Raw genomic sequence first — 19,598 nt, 5'->3', positions numbered from 1 at the left:
CACAGTGAAATACCAGTGTAGGCAGCAGCGGACAGGCTAGTCTTGCGCCGCCTCAAGGGTTGCCGCAGCGCAAGATCATTGATTAACGGAAAGCAAAGTCCAGCACCACGCCCGCAAACACCGCTGCTCCTAGCCAGTTATTATGCCGGAACGCCGCAAAACACGGCATACGCTCGCGTGCGCGGATCAGGGTGTAGTGGTAAACGGCGCAGCCGGCCGCCACCAGCAAGCCCGCCACATACCAGTAGCGCAAGCCCAGGTGCCAGCCGCAGACCAGCCACAGCAGCAGGAAAGCGGCATAGCACAGCATGATGATGGCCACGTCGTAGCGGCCAAAGGTGATGGCCGAGGTCTTGATGCCGATTTTTAAGTCGTCGTCGCGGTCGACCATCGCGTACTCCGTATCGTAGGCCACGGCCCAGAAGACATTACCCAGCAGCAGCAGCCAGGCGACGACGGGCACGCTATCCGTGATGGCGGCAAAGCCCATGGGGATGCCGAAGCCGAAGGCGATACCCAGGTAGGCTTGCGGAATCGCAAAGAAGCGCTTGAAGTAGGGGTAGGTGCCGGCGATGATGACGGCGGCCACCGACAGCTGCCTGGTCAGCGCATTCAAGGGCAGGATCAGGCAAAAGGCCAGCACGCTCAGTACGCCGGCAACGGCCAGCGCTTCCTTGCCGCTGATCCGCCCGCTGGTGATGGGACGGTCCACCGTACGCTTGACGAATTTGTCGATATCCTGATCGGCGTAGTCGTTGATGGCGCAGCCAGCCGAGCGCATCAGGAAAGTGCCGAGGGTGAAGATGAGCAGCAGCCGCCAGTCCGGCACGCCCTGCTGCGCCAGCCATAGCGCACACAGGGTAGGCCACAGCAGCAATACGGTACCGATAGGCTTGTCCAGCCGTATCAGGCGGAAATACAGCGCCAGCTTGTTCATGGAAGACTCGATCTTGTTGAAGAGAAAGATCGATTATCGCAAAATAGTGCGTGGTCTACTATTTGACGCCGCCGACCTACTCCTCGCAGAGTGGTGTGATGCCGGGCAAGTCGCAGCTGGCGATGGCTGCGCAGAGGGCGTCGATGGCGGCCTTTCGCGTAAAACTCTTGCGCCAGAGCATCACCACCCTGCGTGATGGCACGGGGGCGGCGAATGGCCGGTATTCGAGCATGCCCTCGGTGGTGTGCATATTTGACACGGAGGCGCGCGGCAAGACCGTCAGGCCAATGCCGCTGGCCACCATGTGACGGATGGTTTCCAGGGAGGAACCTTCAAACGTGCGCTGCATACCGTTGCCGGGCGAGGAAAAGCGTGCCATTTCGGGGCACACTTCCAGCACCTGGTCGCGGAAGCAATGGCCATTGCCCAGCAGGAGCATGGTTTCCGATTTCAAATCTTGCGCGGCGATTTTTTCACGCGCTGTCCACGGATGCTGGCGCGGCATGGCCACGACGAACGGTTCATCATACAGTTCCTGCATGGACATGCCGTGGTCGGGCAGCGGCAGGGCCATGATGGCCACGTCCAGTTCGCCCTGGCGCAGCAATTCGAGCAGGCGAACCGTGAAGTTTTCCTGCAAAATCAAAGGCATCTGCGGCACCTGGTCTATCATGGCCTTGACCAGGGGCGGCAGCAGGTAGGGGCCGATCGTATAGATCACGCCCAGGCGCAGGGGGCCGGCCAGCGGGTCCTTGTTTTGCTTGGCGAGTTCCTTGATGGCGGCCGTCTGTTCCAGCACACGCTCGGCTTGCGCAATGATCTGCGCGCCCAGGGGCGTGACGGAGATTTCCGCGCCGCCCCGTTCGAACAGGACCACACCCAATTCGTCTTCGAGTTTCTTGATCGCCACTGACAGGGTGGGCTGGGCAACGAAGCAGGCTTCGGCAGCATGCCCGAAGTGCTTCGCTCGCGCGACTGCAACGATATATTTCAGTTCAGTCAGTGTCATAGTTCGATTGAAACACAGGAAGTGCTTACTTGCAATGAATGAAAGGTGGCGCAAACGTGAAACTGTGGCGCCGATGGCGTATTGTAGCGGATCGCCCCCTATAATGCGGGACCAGGCAGCGAAGGGAGAGGGCGATGGAACTGCAGATGCAGGCGCTGGAAGCGGCAATCAACTACTGGCGTGCCAGGCAACCGGCGCGCGGCAATGAATATGCGCTGTCGCCGCCCGTCAGCCGCCTGGCCAGCGTGTATGCGCTGATGATTTACTACCGGCAAGATCACATCGCCGAAGAGGGCCTGGAACCGGCCATCCTGGCCTTGATCGATGCCTGGCGCCACGATGGCGGCGGCATGCAAGGCGATAGCCACGCCGGGTCGTGACCACATATATAACCCAACAAGAGATATCCATGCCTGATTTTGAAAACAAACTGTGCGGCCGTGACGAACTGCGCGCCCGCGCCGCGGCCCTGCCGAAACCGGTGGTGGTGACGAATGGCGTGTTTGACATTCTGCACCGCGGCCACGTGACCTATCTGGCGCAGGCGCGCGCGCTGGGCGCCTCGCTGGTGGTGGCCGTGAACACGGATGCCTCGGTGAAACGCCTGGGCAAGGGCGACGACCGTCCGTTGAACAGCTGCGAAGACCGCATGGCCGTGCTGGCCGCGCTGGAAGCGGTGAGCCTGGTGGTGCCGTTCTCGGAAGACAGCGCCCTGGAAGTGGTGCAGGAGATCGAGCCGGAAATCTATGCCAAGGGTGGCGACTACGATATGGCGGCCATTCCTGAAGGCAAGGCCGTGCTGGCGTATGGCGGCCAGGCCGTGGCCATCGATTTCGCACACGACCGCTCGACCACGAAGCTGTTGACGAAAGTGCGGACGCAGCAGGGCTGAGGAACGCCGTCAATGTTTCCATACAGATAAAAAGACGTTACTATGAGAACTGCCAGGGCTGCGACCTCGTTGCGTCAGCCCCAGCACACGTTACACCATATGCATTGCTTGTCATAGAAAATACATGGATCTTAAAACTTCTGGGGATTGGGGCGTGCCCTCTGGCGTCTGGTTCGTCGATGACGATGGCGCGTGGACCATGCAGCGCAGCGCGGACGGCCAGAACGTCTCGCCTTTGCTGAGCCCTGCCGATATCGGCCTGCTGATGCACGCGCGGCGCCTGCCCGCTGCCGCCGGCGCGCCCGTGCGGCAGTTTCCGCCTGAATTCTCGTTCGACCCCGCCACCGGCACGGCCTTGCAGGTGCCGCCCGACACGGCCGTCACGCCGCCGTGGGTGCCGCCCTACGGTGCGCATCCCGTCAGCGAGGTGCCACCGGCTGGCGCGGCCGGCTTGCGCCAGGCCAGCGTGCCTTTGAAACTGGCCGACCAGCGCGCGCGCGAAGAGCATGCGCAGGCCGACGCCTCGCTGCCCATGCCGCCGCCGGGCGAGTATGAATTTTTTTCCGCCCAGTTTGGCACCAGCGCTGCCGCGCTGCTGGCACTGGACCCGCGCAAGGCCGTCTTGCACGCCTGGCTGCCCGCCTCGAAACGCTGGCTGGCGCTGGACCCCGCGTATGGCGGCTTGCTGGCTGAATCGGACCTGGTCCACGGCGCCTGGCGCGCCGAGCTGGTGCCGGAATTTAACAGCGTGCTGGTCTTGCCGACGAGTCACGGCCTCGCTTGCCTCCGTCCCGACGTGCCTTCGCTGAGCTACGTGGTCGAGCATGTGGGCGGCGCGCCTTGCGCGGCCGCGCCCGTCTGGTTCCAGAACCGCCTGTGGGCGCCGCTGCGCGACGACGATGGCCGTATCCGCTTCGTCAACCTTGACGCAACGCAAAAGCCGGGCAGCGACGTGCTGCTCGACGGCGTCGTGGACCTGGGCGCCGTCAGTGCGCCCGTGGCTTACAACCGCATGGCCGTGTGGCCCTGCGCCAACGGCCAGCTGCGGCTGCAACTGCAGCCGGACGGCAACGTGGCCGCTTCGTTTACGCCCTGGCCCGAAGGACTGGTGCCGCACTTCGAATTCGGCAGCCCCTACCTGTCGCGCGACGGTGGCCTGTGGCAACTGTGCTTTGAAAACCGCCGCGGCAGCTACGTGTATGTGAAACTGGGTGTCCAGGTCGAGAAGGCCGACGCGCTGGCGCCGCGCCTGTGCTCGGGCAGCTTCAATTACCGCTTCGCCACCAAGCTGAAGACGGCGCCGTGGGAAGAGCCGGAACACGGCGACGATGGCGGCAAGAACCAGGCTGTCATGCCGCTGCTCGAATCGGGCGGGGGCAACAGCGTCTTCGGTGTCAAGTTCGCCACCAGCGCCGGTCTGTCCAGCGTGCTGCGCTCGAATGAACGCCTGGCAGCCCAGCTGGTGCAGGACGATGAATTGCGCGAAACCGTGTTTCATACCTTTGCCGTCAGCGAGCCGTGGCGCGTACGCCTGTTTATCCATGAACGCACGCTGTGGGGGTACCACCCGCTGCTGTCGCGCATCGATGGCTGGACCTTGCAGGCATGAAGGCGCGCGTCCTGATCGCGGCCTGTGCCGCTTTGCTCAGTGCAGCCGGCGTGCAGGCCGCGGGCATCCAGCAAGCGTTTCTGGTGCAAAACTCGGGCTGGATGGAACCGTTCTACACGGACGAGCATTCGCAACTGAAAGCCCTGGTGGGCGCCGTGGCGCAGGCTGCCACGAACCCGTCCGATAAAGTCTATACCTTGGCCTTCAGCCAGAGCAGCGGCGCGCACGTGTCGCCGTCGCTGCTGGGGCAGGGCCAGGGTGGCGCCGGCGTGGCGAGCCAGCTGGCCAGCCTGGGCCTGGCGCGCAAGGGCAATGGCGGCGCACTGGCTGACACGGATTTCCAGGAAGCCGTCACAAAAACCATCACGGGGCCGTTCCAGTCCGCCTCCGGCATCGTGTGGATCTTTACCAATAACAAGAACAGCCCGAACAACGACAGCCAGACGGCCGAGCGCAACCGCGACTTTTACCGCTTGCTGCATTTGGAACCATCGATCACCAAGACCTTGGTGTTTCCGCTGCGCATGCCCGTGCAGGGCAAGCTGTACAGTGCCAAGGGCTTGATGGTGTATGCGCTGGCGTATGGCCAGCCCGCGTCCGAGGCTTTGACCCGCATCTTGGCTGAAGGGCGGTTGTCGCAAGTGCTGACGCGTCCGCCCGCACGATTAAAACCGGTGGATCAGGATGCCGTGCGCATCGTGCCCCAGTCCGTCAAGAACAGTCCCAACGTGCACGCCAGCCTGGGCCGCGACGGGCGCACCATCGTGCTCGACGTCGATGCGGCGAGCCTGGTGCCGCAAGTGGTGCTGCAGGCGTCCCTGCAAAACATGTTTTTCCCGTACGTCATCGATAGCGCCGAAGTGCACGCCAGTCTGGCGGGCCAGAATGCGCCCCTGCACGTGGCGCCCGATCAAATCCGCCAGCTGCAGCCGGGCGCCAGCCAGGCCGTGCAGGTACAGTTTGCGTTGCCGATGGCGCAGATTCCCTCGCCGTGGTCGGCGCAGGCGATCGCCGCCATGGGCAAGCAAGTGATGCTGCCCATGCAGGCGCAAGTGAGCTTGTCGGAACAGCGGCTGGCGCTGGCCGGAAGTTTTGGCAAGGATTTGCAGGAACTCTTCCCCGGCGACCCGATATCTAGCATGTTTACGCCGCCAGACAGCGTGCGCGCCTCGCAGGCGACGATCCCGCTGCTGGTGCGCATCCAGTACCCGCTGCTGCCCGTGCTGGTGATACTGGGCGGCGTGCTGGCACTCGTGCTGGGTCTGCTGGCGCTGGGTTTGCTGGGTACGCGCGCCACGCGCTACAAGGTGATGGTAGACGGCCTGCAGCGGCAAGTGTTAATAAAACCATTTAAAAGCGTGCAGATCCGCGATGATAACGGCCGCGACATCGGCGAACTCAAGCGTGGACTGGGCAAACCGGCCGTCGTGCGCGTGGCGGACGGCCATACCCTGAGCCTGGCCTGAACAACGAATCCTTAAAAATTACTCCCATTCAACAGAGGCATACCATGGCGCAAGATACTCCAAAAGACAACACAGGCTTTACTTTGCCGGTCCCGGTAACGGCCCCGGCGTCCGTGCCGCCCGCCGCCGACGCCTCCGCCGCCAGCGCTGCCAGCGGCACCACGGCCACCACCGAAGCTGCGCCCGCATTGGATCCTGCCAGCACGACCGATACCTCGTCGCGCGACACCCTGGTCGGCGGCGTGGTGCTGTTGCTGCTGTTCATCGCCTTTTTCTTTGCCAAGAATGCCTATGCGAATGGTTTGGTGGCCAAGCGCGTTCCGCCGAACAAGGCCAATGCTTCAGGCTGGTGGCTGTTCATCTTCCTGGCCAGCCTGGCCACGGGCGTGGTGCTGGCCGCCGTGAACGCGCATAAATTCCTCGCGCCACTATTCATGGGACCGCTGGTGCTGGTGGGCCTGGTCGCGTTACTGTTGACCTTTACATCGAGCCGCCGCTAAGCCGCACGCCGTCGTACGCATCATCGAAGGAATCACCATGGCAGAGAACCTGAACCAAACCATCACCGGCGGCGCCAGCGAGCGCAAGCAGGACAAGATCATCGAGCTGCGCCCGACCCTGTTCATCGGCATCGGCGGCACGGGCATGCAGGTGCTGATGCGCGTGCGCCGGCGCATCCTCAACACCCTGTGGGGCGGCGCGGGTAACCGCACGCGCATCGAGGGCTTGGCGGACTTTCCCATCGCGCAATTCATCCATTTCGACCTGGACAATGGTGCCGTGATCGAAAGCGGCGAATCGCAGGCCAAGGACTTGCAGTTCGACCAGGTGAAGTTCACCGATGACGACAAGGTGGTCGAAGCGTTCGACATGGACAAGTACAGCCGTGATGAAGATTCCTTGGAAAAATATCCACACATCAAGGAATGGCTGCCGCTGACGCCGCAGCGCATCCGCGAATTGCGTTTCGACATGAGCAGCGGTGCGGGCCAGATCCGCGCCGTCTCGCGCCTGTATTTCTTCGACAAGTATGCGAAGATCCGCGACAAGATCCGCTTGAAATTGAAAGCCCTGAAGGCGGGCCTGTCGCACGAGCGCCAGCTGGCCGAGCTGGGCTTGCGCATGGAAACGAACCGTTTCCGCATCGTCATCGTCGGTTCCGTGGCGGGCGGCACGGGTTCCGGTTCCTTTTTGGACATGGGCTTGCTGGCGCGCTGGCTGGCGCGCAGCGAAGTGGGCGCTGCCGACGTCGAGCTGATGCTGTTCTTGCCGACCGGCTACACCAAGGCCAACAAGGACCGGGTCGAGGCCAACGGCTATGCGGCGCTGATGGAGCTGGAATCGGCGATGATGGGCAACAAGGGCTATGTGGGTCGCTGGGATGCGTATGACCGGCCGGAACTGTCGCGCGAGCCGTACAGCGAGGTTTATCTCATCGATTCGGGTAATCTTGCCCAGCAGCACACCAAGGATGTCAGCGACGTCTACCACATGGTGGCCGACTCGCTGTTCGAGGATTTCGCCTCGGCCGACTTCGCGCGCGCCAAGCGCTCGATCGCCGTCAACCAGGCGCAGCACAAGAATTCCCTGTACAACGCGCCCGTGCCGCAAGACCGCTTCGGCGACATGCGCCTGTATTTCTCGAAGCGTTTTTCCTCATTCGGCATGGCCGTGCTCGATACGCGCCAGGAAGCGGCGCGTGATGAGCGGGCCCATCGCTGGGCCGGCGCCATGCTGCAGGCGTTCTTTGGCGTGGGCGGCACGGATGCGGGCGCCAACCGCGCCACCGATACGCAGCGCGATAATTTCCTCGCCGCCAATATGTTCCTGAAAGGAACGCCATTCAGCGATTTCCCCGAGTTTTCCGACAAGAGCATCGAACTGAAGCGCTCCAGCGGCGACTTCATCGATTTTCGCGTCGTCGACGAATTGCTGGAAGACCGCCACGGCCACTTGCTGGCCGGCGTGGAAAACAGGGTCAATACGCGCATCAACGATATCCGCACGGGTTTCGACCGCAGCGAATGGCCGGCGCAAGTGCGCGACGCCATGAAACACCTGGAACGCGACGCCGTGCGCGACCAGGATTCCACGGCCGACACGACGGAAGACCGCATCAGCAAGCGCCGCCGCGAAGTGCTCGACGATGTCAAGAAAGTCGTGCGCGACCAGCTGTATGGCTATCTTGACAATAAAGAGTTCGGCGGCCTGGAGTACGTGCTGTCGCTGGTGGAACAGATCAAGGACCGTATCGAGGCGCCGGGCAGCGGCTTGACGGCGCAGATCGGCGCGAATGCCGAGCGCTACCGCGAAATCAAGGAAGCCGTGCGTTCGCGCGAATACGAGCGCCTGCTGAACAACCTGGAGCAGACGCGCAGCACCTTCGGTTTCCTCAGCAATGGCGAAAAGCAGGCTGGCGTGGTGATGGACCATTTGCGCACGGAAATGGCGAATGCCCTGAAATTCCATTTGCGCGCCAAGGCGGCGGACGAGTCCGTCATCCTGCTGGGCGAACTGTCGCGCTGGCTGGGCAACCGCGTGGGCGTCGATGCGCAAGGCCGCGCGCAGTGGAATGGCCTGGTGGGCGAGCTGCAATCGGGCCGCGAAGGCGTGCTGGCCATGCTGGCGGAATTGAAAACGGCCAATACCATCCTGCAAAAGGACCTGGACAAGGAACATGCGACCCTGATCGTCATTCCCGTTACGGAAAAAGACATAGCGCTGCCGTCGGCGGCCACCTTGCGCCAGTGGGCCGATGAAGCGTTCAAGGACATGGGCGGCTCGAAAGCTCTGTTCCCCATGTTGGGCGAACCGGCGCAACGGGGCTTGATCCTGGCCAAGGTCACGCGCATGGCCGAAAACATGATCGCCACGGCGGGCCTGGCCGAAGGGGTGACGAGCACGCCCGACCCCTTGTTCGAGGCATTGGAACAGATGGATGTGTCCGAACGCCTGGACCGCTTCCGCAAGTTGCTGGCCTGCTCCATGCCATGGATCGACGCCAATATGGCGGGCGATTTCACGGTCGTGTCGGACCAGTTCAAGTGCGTGATCGGCGTGGCCAACGCGGCCGCCTTCAAGGCGAAGTTCGTCGCCGAGCTCGAATCGTGCGTGCCGACCCAGGTGGGTATCACGGTGAGCCAGTTGGAAATTGTCGAGACGGGCATACGCGGGCGTGCCGTCTGCTATTGCGAACTGGCCGGCGTGCCGATGACGGTGCTGCGGGGCCTGGAAGGCTGGCGCACCAGCTACCGCAAGGAGGGCGACAACGACAAGGCGCCGACGCACACCCATATTGACCCAACGCAATTCACGCACCCTATCGCACCGAACACGGACGAAATGAAGCGCCTGGCGGAAGATTTCGGCGAATTCCTGCAAGCGATCATGCTGGGCATACTGACGCGCCACACGGGCCGCGTCGTGCCGCCGGGCCAATACCAGTTTGCGGTCGAACCGGGCGACTTGCGCCGCATCGGCAATGAACGGGCCATCCGCCAGAACGGCATGCCCGCTTCATACGAGAAAAATATCGCCCTGCGCATCGAAGAAAAATTGGCTGCGCTTGACACCGTGCAGACGGCGGCCCTGGCGGCGCTGGCAAAATATTATGAACGGGGCGTGTATGCGCCCAGGCTGGTGGCGCAGGCCGATGGCTCGCAACTGCCGTATATCGGCTTTGGCAGCGCCATTTCCGCCGAAGTGGGCGCGCGCCTGCGCGAGTCGGCGCGCCGCAAGGGCATGACCAGCGATGAGCTCGACCGCACGGTGCAAGACTTGCTGGGCCGACTGAAGGAGTGGGCGAATGTCATCGGCGACTCCGACAGCGATGCCTACGATTGGGAAGTGCGCGAGCCGGAAGCGGATGGCCAGCCCCGTTTGAAATATGCGATCAAGGGGGAAATGCTGGAAGCGGGGCGCCTCGAGCAATTGCTGCGCCCTGCAGGCGCCGCCGCCCCCGTGGCAGCCGCGTTCGGCATGGCGCCGCCACCGCTGGGCGGCATGCCGCCGCCCTTGGTGGAATACCAGTATTTCCTGGGCATCAACGGCCAGCAGCAGGGACCGTTCACGGCCCAGCAGATCGTGCAGTACGTGCAGGCGGGACAAGTCGTGCCGGCCACCACCAAGGTATGGCGCGCCGGCTTGCCGGCCTGGGCCGACCTGGCCCAGTTCCCCGAGCTGGCACTCCTGTTCCTCAGCGCGCCGCCACCGTTGATGCCGCCGCCCCTGTGAACGCTGGAATGACGCTGGAATGAAGGATTAGTTTTGGATATCTGCAACAAATGTAAAACGGGCCTGTGGACCGCTGTCAGTCATTGCCCGTACTGCGGACAGGCGCAGGCTGGCACGGCCCGGCCAGCTGTGGCCGTGCCGCCACCGCGGCCTGTGCCCCCGCCTTTGCCAGCTTCACCGCCTGTGGCGCCCAAGCCGCCGCCCGTGCCGGTAGCCCCGGCGCCTGCGCCGAAAGCGCCGCCGCAACCGGCTTCCGCGCAGCCGCAAGCCATGCCGAAGCCCGTACCTGCGCCTATGCTTCCACCGGCGCCTCCACCGGCGCCAGCCCCGGCAACACCAGTGCTGCCGTTACCGCCGCGCAAGTGGCTGCGCTGGCTGGGCGGAGCCGCCGTGCTGGCGGCCGTCATCGTCTACATGAATGGCAAGCCGGGTGGCAAGAACGATGCAGCCTGCAATGACGCCATCGATAGCGGCCTCAAGTTGGTAGCGAATGGCAGCCTGGACGGTGCCCGCCAGAAGCTGGCGACGGCGAAAAATGTGTGTGCGGGCAAGTCCAGCGCCAAGGCGGACGATTTGCAGGCGGCGATCGGCAAGGCGGGCGCCGCATCGGGCAGTTGCCAGCGGGGCGTGCGCGCCATCGAACGCAATATTGACGGCCATCAATTGCAAAGTGCCGCCAGGGGCATCGCCGCGCTCGACGTTGATTGTGCGGGCGCATCCAGCGTGGCATCCTTGCGCAAGCAGCTGGCGCGCCAGCAGGCGGCAGCCGCATCGGTGCTGGTGGGGGTGCGCCAGGCGCTCGATGCCAAGGATGCAGCAGCGGCAAGGAATAGCATCGCCCGGCTGGAAGCGATCGACCGCGAAGCGGTGGAGTTGCCGCAGTTGAAGGCCGACGTGCAAGCGCTGTCGGCAGCCGCGGCGCCTGCACCCGCGCCCGTTTCTGCACCGGCACCGCTGGAAACGGCGCCGGCCCGCATCGTGCCAACGGAACCGGCGCCCGTGCGCGCGGTCGAACGTTCAGCGGTGGCTGAACGCCGTCCGCTGGACACGTCGCCCGTCGATAGCGGCGCGGCCATGCGCAGCGAGATGGCGCAATCGTTCCTGCGCGACGCCGAACGCTCTTTGCTGGAAGGCAAGTTTGATGCGGCCAAGACCTATCTGGAAAGCGCGCGCCGCGTCGATCCCGGCAATGCGCGCATTGACAACCTGTCGCGCCGCATCCGCGAGCGCGAACGGCAAGTGCTGCAGACGGAAACAACGATCAATTAGTTATCAGGGGGCACCATGCTGAATCACACCACCTTGCGCGCGGTCGCTGCGCTGACCATCGCGGCCATGCTGGCCGGCTGCGCCACGGCGACCATGCAACCGAACGGCGTGCGCCAGGACGGTTCCTATACGCAAAGTGGCGCCCAGGCGGCAACAGATGAGGACCCGTGCAGCGTGGGCACGTCGGCTGCGGCCGGCGCGGCCGTGGGGGCGCTGCTGGGCGCGCTGGCGGGCGGCAAGAATGGCGCGCTGAAGGGCGCGGCCATCGGCGGCGGCCTGGCGGCGGCCGGTTGCCTGGCCATCAACGTCAATTCGCGCCAGACCAAGACGGCGGCGCAGGCGGACCGCGACTACATCCGCGCGCGCGGCGCGCTGCCGCGCGAGCCGCAAGTGGTGTCGTACACGCCGCAGCTGAGCGCATCGACCGTCAAGCGGGGCCAGCCGTTCAAGGTCACAAGCGTGGTGGAGCTGGTCAACGGCAGCGCGCAGAGCGTCAATGACGTGCGCGAAGAACTGGTGGTGCTCGACCCGCAAGGCCAGCCATTCAAGTCCGGCTCGAAAGCCCTGGCCAGCAGCAACAAGTCGGGCGGACGTTTTGAAAACTCCTTCGAGCTGACCTTGCCGGCCGGCGTGTCGCAGGGCGTGTATGGCGTCAAGACGAATCTGTACGTGAACGGCAAGCTGGCCGCCACGCGCGACTTGCGCACGCAGCTGGTGATGCTGGACGCGGACGGTGCCGCAGCGCAACTGGCGCAGCGTTAAGCTCCACCACTGTAGCCATGTTGGCGCCAGGCCTCGTAGACCACGACGGCCACCGTATTCGACAAATTCAAACTGCGGTTATCGGGTCGCATGGGCAGGCGGATGCGTTGCTCTGCCGGAAAGCTGTCGCGCAGGGCCGGATCCAGGCCTTTTGTTTCCGAACCGAACACGAATACGTCGCCCGGCAGGAAGGCCACGTCGCCGAACGGGCGCGAACCGCGCGTGGTCATGGCGAACATGCGGGCCGGGTCGGGCTGGGTGTCAGCCAGGAACGCTGCCCAGTTCTTGTGCACCTTCATCTTGGCGTAGTCGTGGTAATCGAGGCCGGCGCGCTTCATCTTGGCGTCGTCGAGCGGAAAGCCCAGCGGTTCGACCAGGTGCAGCTGCGCACCCGTATTGGCGCACAGGCGGATGACGTTGCCCGTGTTGGGCGGGATTTCAGGTTCTACCAAAACAACGTGAAACAAAATGCTCTCCTTGGGTCTATCTCTCATATAGTTCATTCAATGCGGCGGCGTGCGCGCCACGACCAGGATGCTGACCTTCGCCGCCCCCGCGCGCTTGCAGGCGGTGGCCAGGGCGTTGACGGTATGGCCGCTGCTCATCACGTCGTCGACGATGCCGACATGGCATCCTTGCAATAACGCCCCGTGTTCGGGCGCGATGGCGAAGGCATGCGCCAGGTTGGCTTGCCGTTCCTGTGGCGCCACGCTGCTTTGCGCCCTGGTGTCGCGCACGCGCAGCGCCAGGCGGGGCTGCAAATGTACGTCCAGCAGGCGCGCCAGCGGGCGGGCAATTTCCAGCGCCTGGTTGTATCCCCGTTCGGCCAGCCTGGCCGGTCCCAGTGGTATGGGGCACAGCAATTGCGGCGCGTCCCAATCTGCTTGTTGCTGAATGGCAACATGCAGCAGTTGCGCAAACAGGGGCGCCAGCGCCAGGCGCGCGCCGAATTTCAGCTGCAACAGCAACTGGTCGACAGGCGCCGCATAATCAAACGCCGTGATCGTGGTGTCATATGCGGGCCTTTGGCGCAAACAGCGTCCGCACAGCAGAGCCACATCAATGTCTGCGAGCGGATTGGCGCATTGGCGGCAGCGGTGGCGCAGCAGCCCCAGGTATTGTGCGCGGCAGGGCAGGCACAGCACTTCCGGGCAGCCGATGCCGCACAGCGCGCACTGGGCCGGCAGCACCGTGGCGCCCAGCCAACGGTGCAGCGCCTGCCAGGCGGCATCAAGCCGGGGCCGGATGGCGGTCCGCATCGCGATGGCGTCGTTCCATGTACACTGCCGACATTATCTCACCTCCCCCGATTCAACATGCCAGTTCCCACCAGTCCGCCCAAAATGAGTGCGCCCATCGATGCGGTGCAAGTACGCGATTTCTTTTCCCGTCCGGCGCGCAGCGCACCGTCGGACTTCCTGCGCCGCGAAGTATCACAGCGCATGCACGAGCGCCTGGAGCTGGTGAAAATCACGCCGCATCGCGTGCTCGATGCTGGCTGCGGCCCCGGTGCGGACCTGGCGCAGCTGCAAAAGGATTATCCCGCCGCGCAGATTATTGGTCTCGATGCAGCGCAAGCGATGATGCAGGCGGCGCGCGCGCCCGCGTCGAAACTGGCCGGCCTGAACCAGTTCCTCAGCAAGTTGCTGCCGGCCAAGGCGGGCGTGGATCTGCTGTGCGGCGACCTGGGCGACCTGCCGCTGGCGCAGGGCAGCATCGACCTCGTGTGGTCGAACCTGGCGCTGCACTGGCATGCCCAGCCAGACCGCGTGTTCGCCGAATGGCGGCGCGCGCTGCGCCTCGATGGCTTGCTGATGTTTTCCTGCTTCGGTCCCGACACCTTCCGCGAAGTGCGTGACGCTTTTGCCGAGGCGGACCTGTTTCCGCACGCCTTGCCCTTTGTCGACATGCACGACTTTGGCGACATGCTGGTTGAGACGGGTTTTTCCACGCCCGTGCTGGACATGGAAATCATCACCGTCACTTACGATACGGCGGAAAAACTGCTGGCGGACGTGCGTGCCTTTGGCGGCAACCCGCTCACCACGCGCCGGCGCGGCCTGATGGGCAAGGCTGCCTGGCAGCGCATGCTGGCCGCGCTGGAAAAGATGCGTCGTCCCGACGGCAAGCTGGGCCTGAGTTTCGAGGTGATCTATGGCCACGCCTTCCGTCCCGCACCGCGCGTGACGCGCAATGGCGAGGCGATCATCCGCTTTGATTTACCCAGAAAACCTCGATAAAAGGGGAAAGAAACCGACACTTGGTCGGCATCCGTGCGTCAATGCTGCAGTAACCGTTGCAAAGCGCGCGGCGGCCGGGAGAAGGGCGCGCACAAAGCGGATTATTGCTTGATGGATTCAAGTTTACTTGATTATAATCGTTGATTGTTTGTCAGCTTGTTAAGTAGAAAAAACAAGGGCTGCATACAAAATAAAAAAAACAAAGCAAGACTTATTCGAAGTTACTGCATTAGTATAGTAACCATCTTCCACGCGAGGCCATTTCAAGGTGGGGAAGAAAAACAGGGTTCCAGCATGGTTGCGCGCCGCCGTTTTTGCTGCGGCAGCCAGCATGGAATTCGCTGGTGCTTGACGCACATGGCCGTATTCTGGCCGTGTTGCTTTCATGGAGGAGCGGCAGCGGTCCAGTACGGAGAAGTCCGCAGCCGTTTAAAATATCATTATTTTTGGGTGGTTGGGGAAAACATGACACATGCAAAGCGACTTCAATCGTTGCTGCTCGGGCTGTCTTTGACAGCGTTTGGCATCGGGCGATGGGCCACGGCGGCACCGGCTGCCGGCACCTATCCCGGCACCGGCGGTCCCGTGCCGTTCGAAATGAATCTGCAACCGCCGGCGACACAGATCGCCCATGAAATCTACGATTTGCACACCCTGATGATGATCATCTGCCTGGTGATCTTCGTGGCCGTGTTCGGCGTCATGTTTTATTCCATCTTCAAGCACCGCAAGTCCCTGGGCCACAAACCGGCCACCTTCCACGAAAGCACCACCGTCGAGATCGCCTGGACCGTCGTGCCTTTCCTGATCGTCATCGGCATGGCCCTGCCTGCCACGCGCACCGTGGTGGGCATGAAGGATACCTCGAACGCCGACATCACCATCAAGGCCACCGGCATGCAGTGGAAATGGGGCTATGACTACCTGAAAGGCGAGGGCGAAGGCATTTCCTTCCTCTCCAACCTGTCCACGCCCCGTTCGCAAGTGGGTGCGCCAGGCGCGCCGCCGACGGAAAAACGCGGCGAAAACTACCTGATCGAAGTCGATAACGAAGTCGTGGTGCCGGTCAACAAGAAGATCCGCATGGTGCTGACGGCCAACGACGTTATCCACGCCTGGTCCGTGCCCGCCTTCGGCGTGAAACAGGATGCGATTCCCGGCTTCGTGCGCGACACCTGGTTCAAGGCCGACCATATCGGCACCTTCCGCGGCAATTGCGCCGAACTGTGCGGCAAGGAGCACGCCTTCATGCCCATCGTCGTCAAGGTCGTATCCAACGAGGACTACAAGGCCTGGGTTGATGTAAAACAAAAGGAAATGGCGGCATTGGCCGATGATCCAAGCAAGGTGTGGACCATCGACGAATTGAAGGTCAAGGGCGAGAAAGTGTATACGGCCAACTGCGTGGTCTGCCACCAGGCGACAGGCAAGGGCGTGCCCGGTGCCTTTGCAGCGCTGGACGGCTCTGCTGTGGTGAACGGTCCGAAAGCGGAACAGATTCATGTCTTGCTGAACGGGCAAAAGAGCGGCAAGTATCCAGCGGAAATGCCCGCCTGGAAACAGCTGTCCGACACGGAAATTGCCGCAGTGATCACTTACACGCGCAATTCCTGGTCGAACAAGGCCGAAGAGAACATCGTTCAACCAGCCGAAGTCGTGGCTGCACGCAAGTAATTAGGAGCCGTACATGAGCACTAGCACCTTGGACCACGCCGGTCACGACCATGCCCACGACCATCCCACTGGCTACCGCCGCTGGCTGTTTGCCACCAACCACAAGGATATCGGTACCCTGTACCTGTGGTTCTCGTTCATCATGCTGCTGTCGGGCGGCGTGCTGGCCCTGATGATACGTACGGAACTGTTTCACCCAGGCTTGCAATTCTTTCACCCTGAATTCTTCAACCAGCTGACCACCATGCACGGCCTGGTGATGGTGTTTGGCGCCATCATGCCGGCCTTCGTCGGCTACGCCAACTGGATGATCCCGCTGCAAGTGGGCGCATCCGACATGGCCTTCGCCCGCATGAACAACTTCTCGTTCTGGCTGCTGCCACCGGCCGCGCTGCTGCTGGCCACGTCCTTCCTCGTGCCGGGCGGCGCCACTGCTGCCGGCTGGACCCTGTATGCGCCGCTGTCGACGCAGATGGGCCCCGGCATGGACATGGCGATTTTTGCCATGCATCTGATGGGCGCCTCGTCCATCATGGGTTCGATCAACATCATCGTTACCATCCTCAACATGCGCGCTCCCGGCATGACCTTGATGAAAATGCCGATGTTCTGCTGGACCTGGCTGATTACCGCTTACCTGTTGATCGCCGTGATGCCCGTGCTGGCCGGCGCCATTACCATGACCCTGACGGACCGCCATTTCGGCACGTCCTTCTTTAACGCTGCCGGTGGCGGCGACCCCGTCATGTACCAGCACATCTTCTGGTTCTTCGGCCACCCCGAGGTCTACATCATGATCTTGCCGGCCTTCGGCATCGTCTCGCAGATCCTGCCCGCGTTTGCCCGTAAACCCTTGTTCGGCTACGCCTCGATGGTCTACGCCACGGCCTCGATTGCGATTCTGTCCTTCATCGTCTGGGCGCATCACATGTTTACCACCGGCATGCCGGTGACGAGCCAGCTGTTCTTCATGTACGCGACCATGCTGATCGCCGTGCCGACGGGCGTGAAAGTGTTCAACTGGATCGCCACGATGTGGAAGGGTTCCATGACGTTCGAAACGCCGATGCTGTTTTCGGTGGGCTTCATCTTCGTCTTTACCATGGGTGGTTTCACGGGCCTGATCCTGGCGGTGACGCCGATCGACATCCAGCTGCAGGATACCTATTACGTGGTGGCGCACTTCCACTACGTGCTGGTGGCCGGTTCGCTGTTTGCCCTGTTCGCCGGCTTCTACTACTGGTCGCCGAAATGGACGGGCCATATGTACAACGAGACGCGCGGCAAGATCCACTTCTGGCTGTCCTTGATCACGTTCAACGTGACCTTCTTCCCGATGCACTTCCTGGGCCTGGCCGGCATGCCGCGCCGCTACGCCGACTATCCGGCGCAGTTCACGGATTTCAATATGATCGCCTCGATCGGCGGCTTCGGTTTTGGCCTGATGCAGGTGTACTTCCTGTTCTTCGTGGTCTTGCCGACCATCCGCGGCGGCAAAGCTGCGCCAGCGAAACCATGGGAAGGCGCGGAAGGCCTGGAATGGACCGTGCCGAGCCCTGCGCCATTCCACACGTTTGAAACGCCGCCAACCGTCAAGTAGTCATCGTCAATGTATGCCAGTGTCACGGGCCGGCGCTGCTGCCGGCCCCTTTGAATAGAGTGCCTGCCATGACCGAAGTAAAAACTGAGCGCAAGAAACCCAACAACCTGCGTACGGGGCTGATACTGGGGGCCCTGGCGGCCTTCTTCTTCCTGTCCGTATTTGTCAAGCGCATGTGGCTCTGACGTGACGACGCCGATGCAACAGGAAACACGCGGCCTGAACCGCAAGATGCTGGGCAAGCTGATCGTCATTGCCATCCTGATGTTTGGCTTTGGCTATGCCCTGATTCCCGTCTACAAGCAGATTTGCGAAGTGATGGGCATCAATGTGCTGACGCAAAAAGATGGCACGGTGGCCTACGATAACAATACGCAGGTCGATACGACGCGCAGCATCACCGTCGAGTTCGACGGCAATGCCCAGGGGCCATGGCGCTTCCGCCCGACCGTGTCGAGCATGCGGGTGCATCCGGGCGAACTGGTGACCGTCATGTATGAAGTGGTCAACACGCAAAACCGCGTCGTCAATGCGCAAGCCATTCCCAGCTATGCGCCGCAGAGCGCCACGCCGCATTTCAAGAAGGTCGAGTGCTTCTGCTTCAAGCAGCAGACCTTGAAACCCCACGAAGCGCGGCAGATGCCGGTGGTGTTCTTCCTCGATCCGGCGCTGCCGAAAGAGGTGAAAACCATCACCCTGTCGTACACGTTTTTCGAGATCGCCGGTCTGAGCCAGGCTCAAACGCCGGCCGTCCAATAGGAGAGTGTCATGGGCGAACCCAAGCAGCCTGAAAAAGCGTCGTTCCTGTATTCGCTGCGGGCCGTGGTGTGGTCATTCACGGGTCTGCGCCGCAAGAGCGATTTCGACACGGATTCGGCCAAGCTCAATCCCGTGCACATCGTCATCGCCGGTTTCCTGGTGGTGGCTTGCCTGATCGGCATCCTGATTTCGATTGTTAAATTCGTCGTTTTATAAATTATAAAAAACCACCCTATAAGTTTTTGAGGAGATGATGATGAGTTCCAACCACGCCGCCGTACCTTATTATTTCGTGCCCGGCCCGTCGCGCTGGCCCATGCTGGGCGGCGCCAGCCTGCTGCTGACCATGATCGGCGCCTCGGCCTGGGTCAACGACGTCTCCTGGGGCCCGTACGTGAATTACCTGGGCATCGCCGGCATCCTGCTGGTGCTGTATTTCTGGTTCGGCGACGCCATCAGCGAATCGGAGCAGGGCCTGTACAGCGAGCGCATCGATCACTCCTTCCGCTGGAGCATGAGCTGGTTCATCTTTTCGGAAGTCATGTTCTTCGCCGCCTTCTTTGGCGCTCTGTTCTATGCGCGCAGCATCTCGATGCCATGGCTGGCTGACCTCGACCACAAGGTCATCTGGCCCGATTTCGCCGCCCAATGGGGCAATACGGGCCCGGCAGGCACGGTGCAGGAATTTACCACCATGACGCCGTTCTGGATTCCGACCATCAATACGGCCTTGCTGCTGACGTCGGGCGTGACCCTGACCATCTCGCACCACGCGCTGCGCGCCGGCCACCGCGCCATGACGGCGCTGTTCCTGTTCGCCACCATCGTGCTGGGCGCCGTCTTCATGGGCTTTCAGGTGTATGAATACATGCACGCCTACAGCGAACTGAATTTGAAACTGACGTCCGGCATCTACGGCGCCACCTTCTTCATGCTGACGGGCTTCCACGGCTTCCACGTGACTCTGGGCGCCATCATGCTGTCCGTCATCCTGTACCGCGTGCTGAAGGGCCACTTTACGCCCGACCACCACTTCGGCTTCGAAGGCGCGGCCTGGTACTGGCACTTTGTCGATGTCGTCTGGCTGGGACTGTACGTGGTCGTGTATTGGTTATAATGGCGGGGCAGGGCGTGCGTCGTTGACGCTT

At 62.5% G+C, this 19,598-nt stretch carries 20 protein-coding genes; 15 read left to right on the top strand and 5 right to left on the bottom strand.

Annotated elements, in window-relative coordinates:
• Positions 1-82: 82 nt before the first annotated feature.
• Both ubiA and ACQ4WZ_RS24995 read right to left on the bottom strand, forming a co-directional pair.
• On the bottom strand, positions 83-937 hold the full coding sequence (gene ubiA / locus ACQ4WZ_RS25000; RefSeq protein WP_101483872.1) for a 4-hydroxybenzoate octaprenyltransferase: 855 nt from the start codon (positions 935-937) through the stop codon (positions 83-85).
• 76 nt (positions 938-1,013) lie between these two features.
• On the bottom strand, positions 1,014-1,946 hold the full coding sequence (locus ACQ4WZ_RS24995; RefSeq protein WP_101483873.1) for a hydrogen peroxide-inducible genes activator: 933 nt from the start codon (positions 1,944-1,946) through the stop codon (positions 1,014-1,016).
• 134 nt (positions 1,947-2,080) lie between these two features.
• Here ACQ4WZ_RS24995 and ACQ4WZ_RS24990 point away from each other — a divergent pair, with 134 nt between their 5' ends.
• The 8 genes from ACQ4WZ_RS24990 (at position 2,081) to ACQ4WZ_RS24955 (ending at position 12,177) form a co-directional block, all read left to right on the top strand.
• Positions 2,081-2,326 (top strand): DUF3717 domain-containing protein, encoded by a 246-nt coding sequence (locus ACQ4WZ_RS24990; protein ID WP_101483874.1) that lies wholly within the window; start codon positions 2,081-2,083, stop codon positions 2,324-2,326.
• Positions 2,327-2,355: 29 nt separating this feature from the next.
• Entirely contained in the window at positions 2,356-2,838 is a 483-nt protein-coding gene (gene rfaE2 / locus ACQ4WZ_RS24985; RefSeq protein WP_133988637.1) for a D-glycero-beta-D-manno-heptose 1-phosphate adenylyltransferase, read from the top strand.
• 124 nt (positions 2,839-2,962) lie between these two features.
• Positions 2,963-4,447, top strand: coding sequence for a hypothetical protein (locus tag ACQ4WZ_RS24980; protein ID WP_436574750.1), 1,485 nt, complete (start codon positions 2,963-2,965; stop codon positions 4,445-4,447).
• Positions 4,444-5,913 (top strand): hypothetical protein, encoded by a 1,470-nt coding sequence (locus ACQ4WZ_RS24975; RefSeq protein WP_436574749.1) that lies wholly within the window; start codon positions 4,444-4,446, stop codon positions 5,911-5,913. The genes ACQ4WZ_RS24980 and ACQ4WZ_RS24975 overlap by 4 nt, the downstream gene beginning before the upstream one ends.
• Positions 5,914-5,957: 44 nt before the next feature.
• Entirely contained in the window at positions 5,958-6,413 is a 456-nt protein-coding gene (locus ACQ4WZ_RS24970) for a hypothetical protein (protein WP_101483878.1), read from the top strand.
• A gap of 37 nt (positions 6,414-6,450) precedes the next feature.
• Complete coding sequence (locus ACQ4WZ_RS24965; protein ID WP_436574748.1) at positions 6,451-10,146, top strand: tubulin-like doman-containing protein; 3,696 nt, start codon at positions 6,451-6,453, stop codon at positions 10,144-10,146.
• Positions 10,147-10,485: 339 nt separating this feature from the next.
• Positions 10,486-11,415 carry a hypothetical protein gene (locus ACQ4WZ_RS24960; RefSeq protein WP_436574747.1) on the top strand — a complete coding sequence of 310 codons (930 nt, stop codon included), beginning with the start codon at positions 10,486-10,488 and terminating at the stop codon, positions 11,413-11,415.
• A gap of 15 nt (positions 11,416-11,430) precedes the next feature.
• Positions 11,431-12,177, top strand: a complete 747-nt coding sequence (locus ACQ4WZ_RS24955) for a hypothetical protein (protein WP_180338578.1) — start codon at positions 11,431-11,433, stop codon at positions 12,175-12,177.
• Here the strand turns inward: ACQ4WZ_RS24955 and trmL are convergent.
• On the bottom strand, positions 12,174-12,644 hold the full coding sequence (trmL, locus tag ACQ4WZ_RS24950; protein ID WP_101483882.1) for a tRNA (uridine(34)/cytosine(34)/5-carboxymethylaminomethyluridine(34)-2'-O)-methyltransferase TrmL: 471 nt from the start codon (positions 12,642-12,644) through the stop codon (positions 12,174-12,176). The two genes, ACQ4WZ_RS24955 and trmL, sit on opposite strands and share 4 nt — an antisense overlap.
• A 36-nt stretch (positions 12,645-12,680) precedes the next feature.
• Entirely contained in the window at positions 12,681-13,436 is a 756-nt protein-coding gene (locus ACQ4WZ_RS24945; RefSeq protein WP_101483883.1) for a ComF family protein, read from the bottom strand.
• Between the two features lie 57 nt (positions 13,437-13,493).
• Here ACQ4WZ_RS24945 and ACQ4WZ_RS24940 point away from each other — a divergent pair, with 57 nt between their 5' ends.
• Positions 13,494-14,417 (top strand): methyltransferase domain-containing protein, encoded by a 924-nt coding sequence (locus ACQ4WZ_RS24940; protein ID WP_243857854.1) that lies wholly within the window; start codon positions 13,494-13,496, stop codon positions 14,415-14,417.
• A gap of 159 nt (positions 14,418-14,576) precedes the next feature.
• Here the strand turns inward: ACQ4WZ_RS24940 and ACQ4WZ_RS24935 are convergent, their stop codons facing one another.
• Positions 14,577-14,804 (bottom strand): hypothetical protein, encoded by a 228-nt coding sequence (locus tag ACQ4WZ_RS24935; RefSeq protein WP_133988629.1) that lies wholly within the window; start codon positions 14,802-14,804, stop codon positions 14,577-14,579.
• 78 nt (positions 14,805-14,882) lie between these two features.
• On the opposite strand from ACQ4WZ_RS24935, the gene coxB reads away from it, so the two are divergent.
• The 6 genes from coxB to ACQ4WZ_RS24905 all read left to right on the top strand — a co-directional run bounded on the left by coxB (position 14,883) and on the right by ACQ4WZ_RS24905 (position 19,567).
• Positions 14,883-16,091, top strand: coding sequence for a cytochrome c oxidase subunit II (coxB, locus tag ACQ4WZ_RS24930; protein WP_101483885.1), 1,209 nt, complete (start codon positions 14,883-14,885; stop codon positions 16,089-16,091).
• Positions 16,092-16,104: 13 nt separating this feature from the next.
• Positions 16,105-17,691: a cytochrome c oxidase subunit I gene (gene ctaD / locus ACQ4WZ_RS24925; RefSeq protein WP_133988628.1), complete on the top strand. Its 1,587-nt coding sequence runs from the start codon at positions 16,105-16,107 to the stop codon at positions 17,689-17,691.
• A 68-nt stretch (positions 17,692-17,759) separates the two neighbouring features.
• Positions 17,760-17,876 carry a cytochrome oxidase small assembly protein gene (locus ACQ4WZ_RS24920; protein ID WP_216350353.1) on the top strand — a complete coding sequence of 39 codons (117 nt, stop codon included), beginning with the start codon at positions 17,760-17,762 and terminating at the stop codon, positions 17,874-17,876.
• 13 nt (positions 17,877-17,889) lie between these two features.
• Entirely contained in the window at positions 17,890-18,450 is a 561-nt protein-coding gene (locus ACQ4WZ_RS24915) for a cytochrome c oxidase assembly protein (protein WP_101484862.1), read from the top strand.
• A gap of 9 nt (positions 18,451-18,459) precedes the next feature.
• The gene (locus ACQ4WZ_RS24910; RefSeq protein ID WP_101483887.1) at positions 18,460-18,666 is read left to right on the top strand and encodes a DUF2970 domain-containing protein; all 207 of its coding nucleotides are present in this window, start codon (positions 18,460-18,462) and stop codon (positions 18,664-18,666) included.
• A gap of 40 nt (positions 18,667-18,706) precedes the next feature.
• Entirely contained in the window at positions 18,707-19,567 is an 861-nt protein-coding gene (locus ACQ4WZ_RS24905; protein WP_101483888.1) for a cytochrome c oxidase subunit 3, read from the top strand.
• The last annotated feature ends 31 nt before the right edge of the window (positions 19,568-19,598 follow it).

Source organism: Janthinobacterium darwini (assembly GCF_051380905.1).
Lineage (GTDB): Bacteria > Pseudomonadota > Gammaproteobacteria > Burkholderiales > Burkholderiaceae_D > Janthinobacterium.
This window is presented reverse-complemented; position numbering and strand designations above follow the sequence as displayed.

Excerpts from the sequence above, each read along its gene's own strand:
- ubiA (WP_101483872.1), bottom strand. The coding sequence starts at position 937 with ATGAACAAGCTGGCGCTGTATTTCCGCCTGATACGGCTGGACAAGCCT.
- ACQ4WZ_RS24995 (WP_101483873.1), bottom strand. The coding sequence starts at position 1,946 with ATGACACTGACTGAACTGAAATATATCGTTGCAGTCGCGCGAGCGAAG.
- ACQ4WZ_RS24990 (WP_101483874.1), top strand. The coding sequence starts at position 2,081 with ATGGAACTGCAGATGCAGGCGCTGGAAGCGGCAATCAACTACTGGCGT.
- rfaE2 (WP_133988637.1), top strand. The coding sequence starts at position 2,356 with ATGCCTGATTTTGAAAACAAACTGTGCGGCCGTGACGAACTGCGCGCC.
- ACQ4WZ_RS24980 (WP_436574750.1), top strand. The coding sequence starts at position 2,963 with ATGGATCTTAAAACTTCTGGGGATTGGGGCGTGCCCTCTGGCGTCTGG.
- ACQ4WZ_RS24975 (WP_436574749.1), top strand. The coding sequence starts at position 4,444 with ATGAAGGCGCGCGTCCTGATCGCGGCCTGTGCCGCTTTGCTCAGTGCA.
- ACQ4WZ_RS24970 (WP_101483878.1), top strand. The coding sequence starts at position 5,958 with ATGGCGCAAGATACTCCAAAAGACAACACAGGCTTTACTTTGCCGGTC.
- ACQ4WZ_RS24965 (WP_436574748.1), top strand. The coding sequence starts at position 6,451 with ATGGCAGAGAACCTGAACCAAACCATCACCGGCGGCGCCAGCGAGCGC.
- ACQ4WZ_RS24955 (WP_180338578.1), top strand. The coding sequence starts at position 11,431 with ATGCTGAATCACACCACCTTGCGCGCGGTCGCTGCGCTGACCATCGCG.
- ACQ4WZ_RS24945 (WP_101483883.1), bottom strand. The coding sequence starts at position 13,436 with ATGCGGACCGCCATCCGGCCCCGGCTTGATGCCGCCTGGCAGGCGCTG.
- ACQ4WZ_RS24940 (WP_243857854.1), top strand. The coding sequence starts at position 13,494 with ATGCCAGTTCCCACCAGTCCGCCCAAAATGAGTGCGCCCATCGATGCG.
- ACQ4WZ_RS24935 (WP_133988629.1), bottom strand. The coding sequence starts at position 14,804 with ATGAAAGCAACACGGCCAGAATACGGCCATGTGCGTCAAGCACCAGCG.
- coxB (WP_101483885.1), top strand. The coding sequence starts at position 14,883 with ATGACACATGCAAAGCGACTTCAATCGTTGCTGCTCGGGCTGTCTTTG.
- ctaD (WP_133988628.1), top strand. The coding sequence starts at position 16,105 with ATGAGCACTAGCACCTTGGACCACGCCGGTCACGACCATGCCCACGAC.
- ACQ4WZ_RS24920 (WP_216350353.1), top strand. The coding sequence starts at position 17,760 with ATGACCGAAGTAAAAACTGAGCGCAAGAAACCCAACAACCTGCGTACG.
- ACQ4WZ_RS24915 (WP_101484862.1), top strand. The coding sequence starts at position 17,890 with ATGCAACAGGAAACACGCGGCCTGAACCGCAAGATGCTGGGCAAGCTG.
- ACQ4WZ_RS24910 (WP_101483887.1), top strand. The coding sequence starts at position 18,460 with ATGGGCGAACCCAAGCAGCCTGAAAAAGCGTCGTTCCTGTATTCGCTG.
- ACQ4WZ_RS24905 (WP_101483888.1), top strand. The coding sequence starts at position 18,707 with ATGAGTTCCAACCACGCCGCCGTACCTTATTATTTCGTGCCCGGCCCG.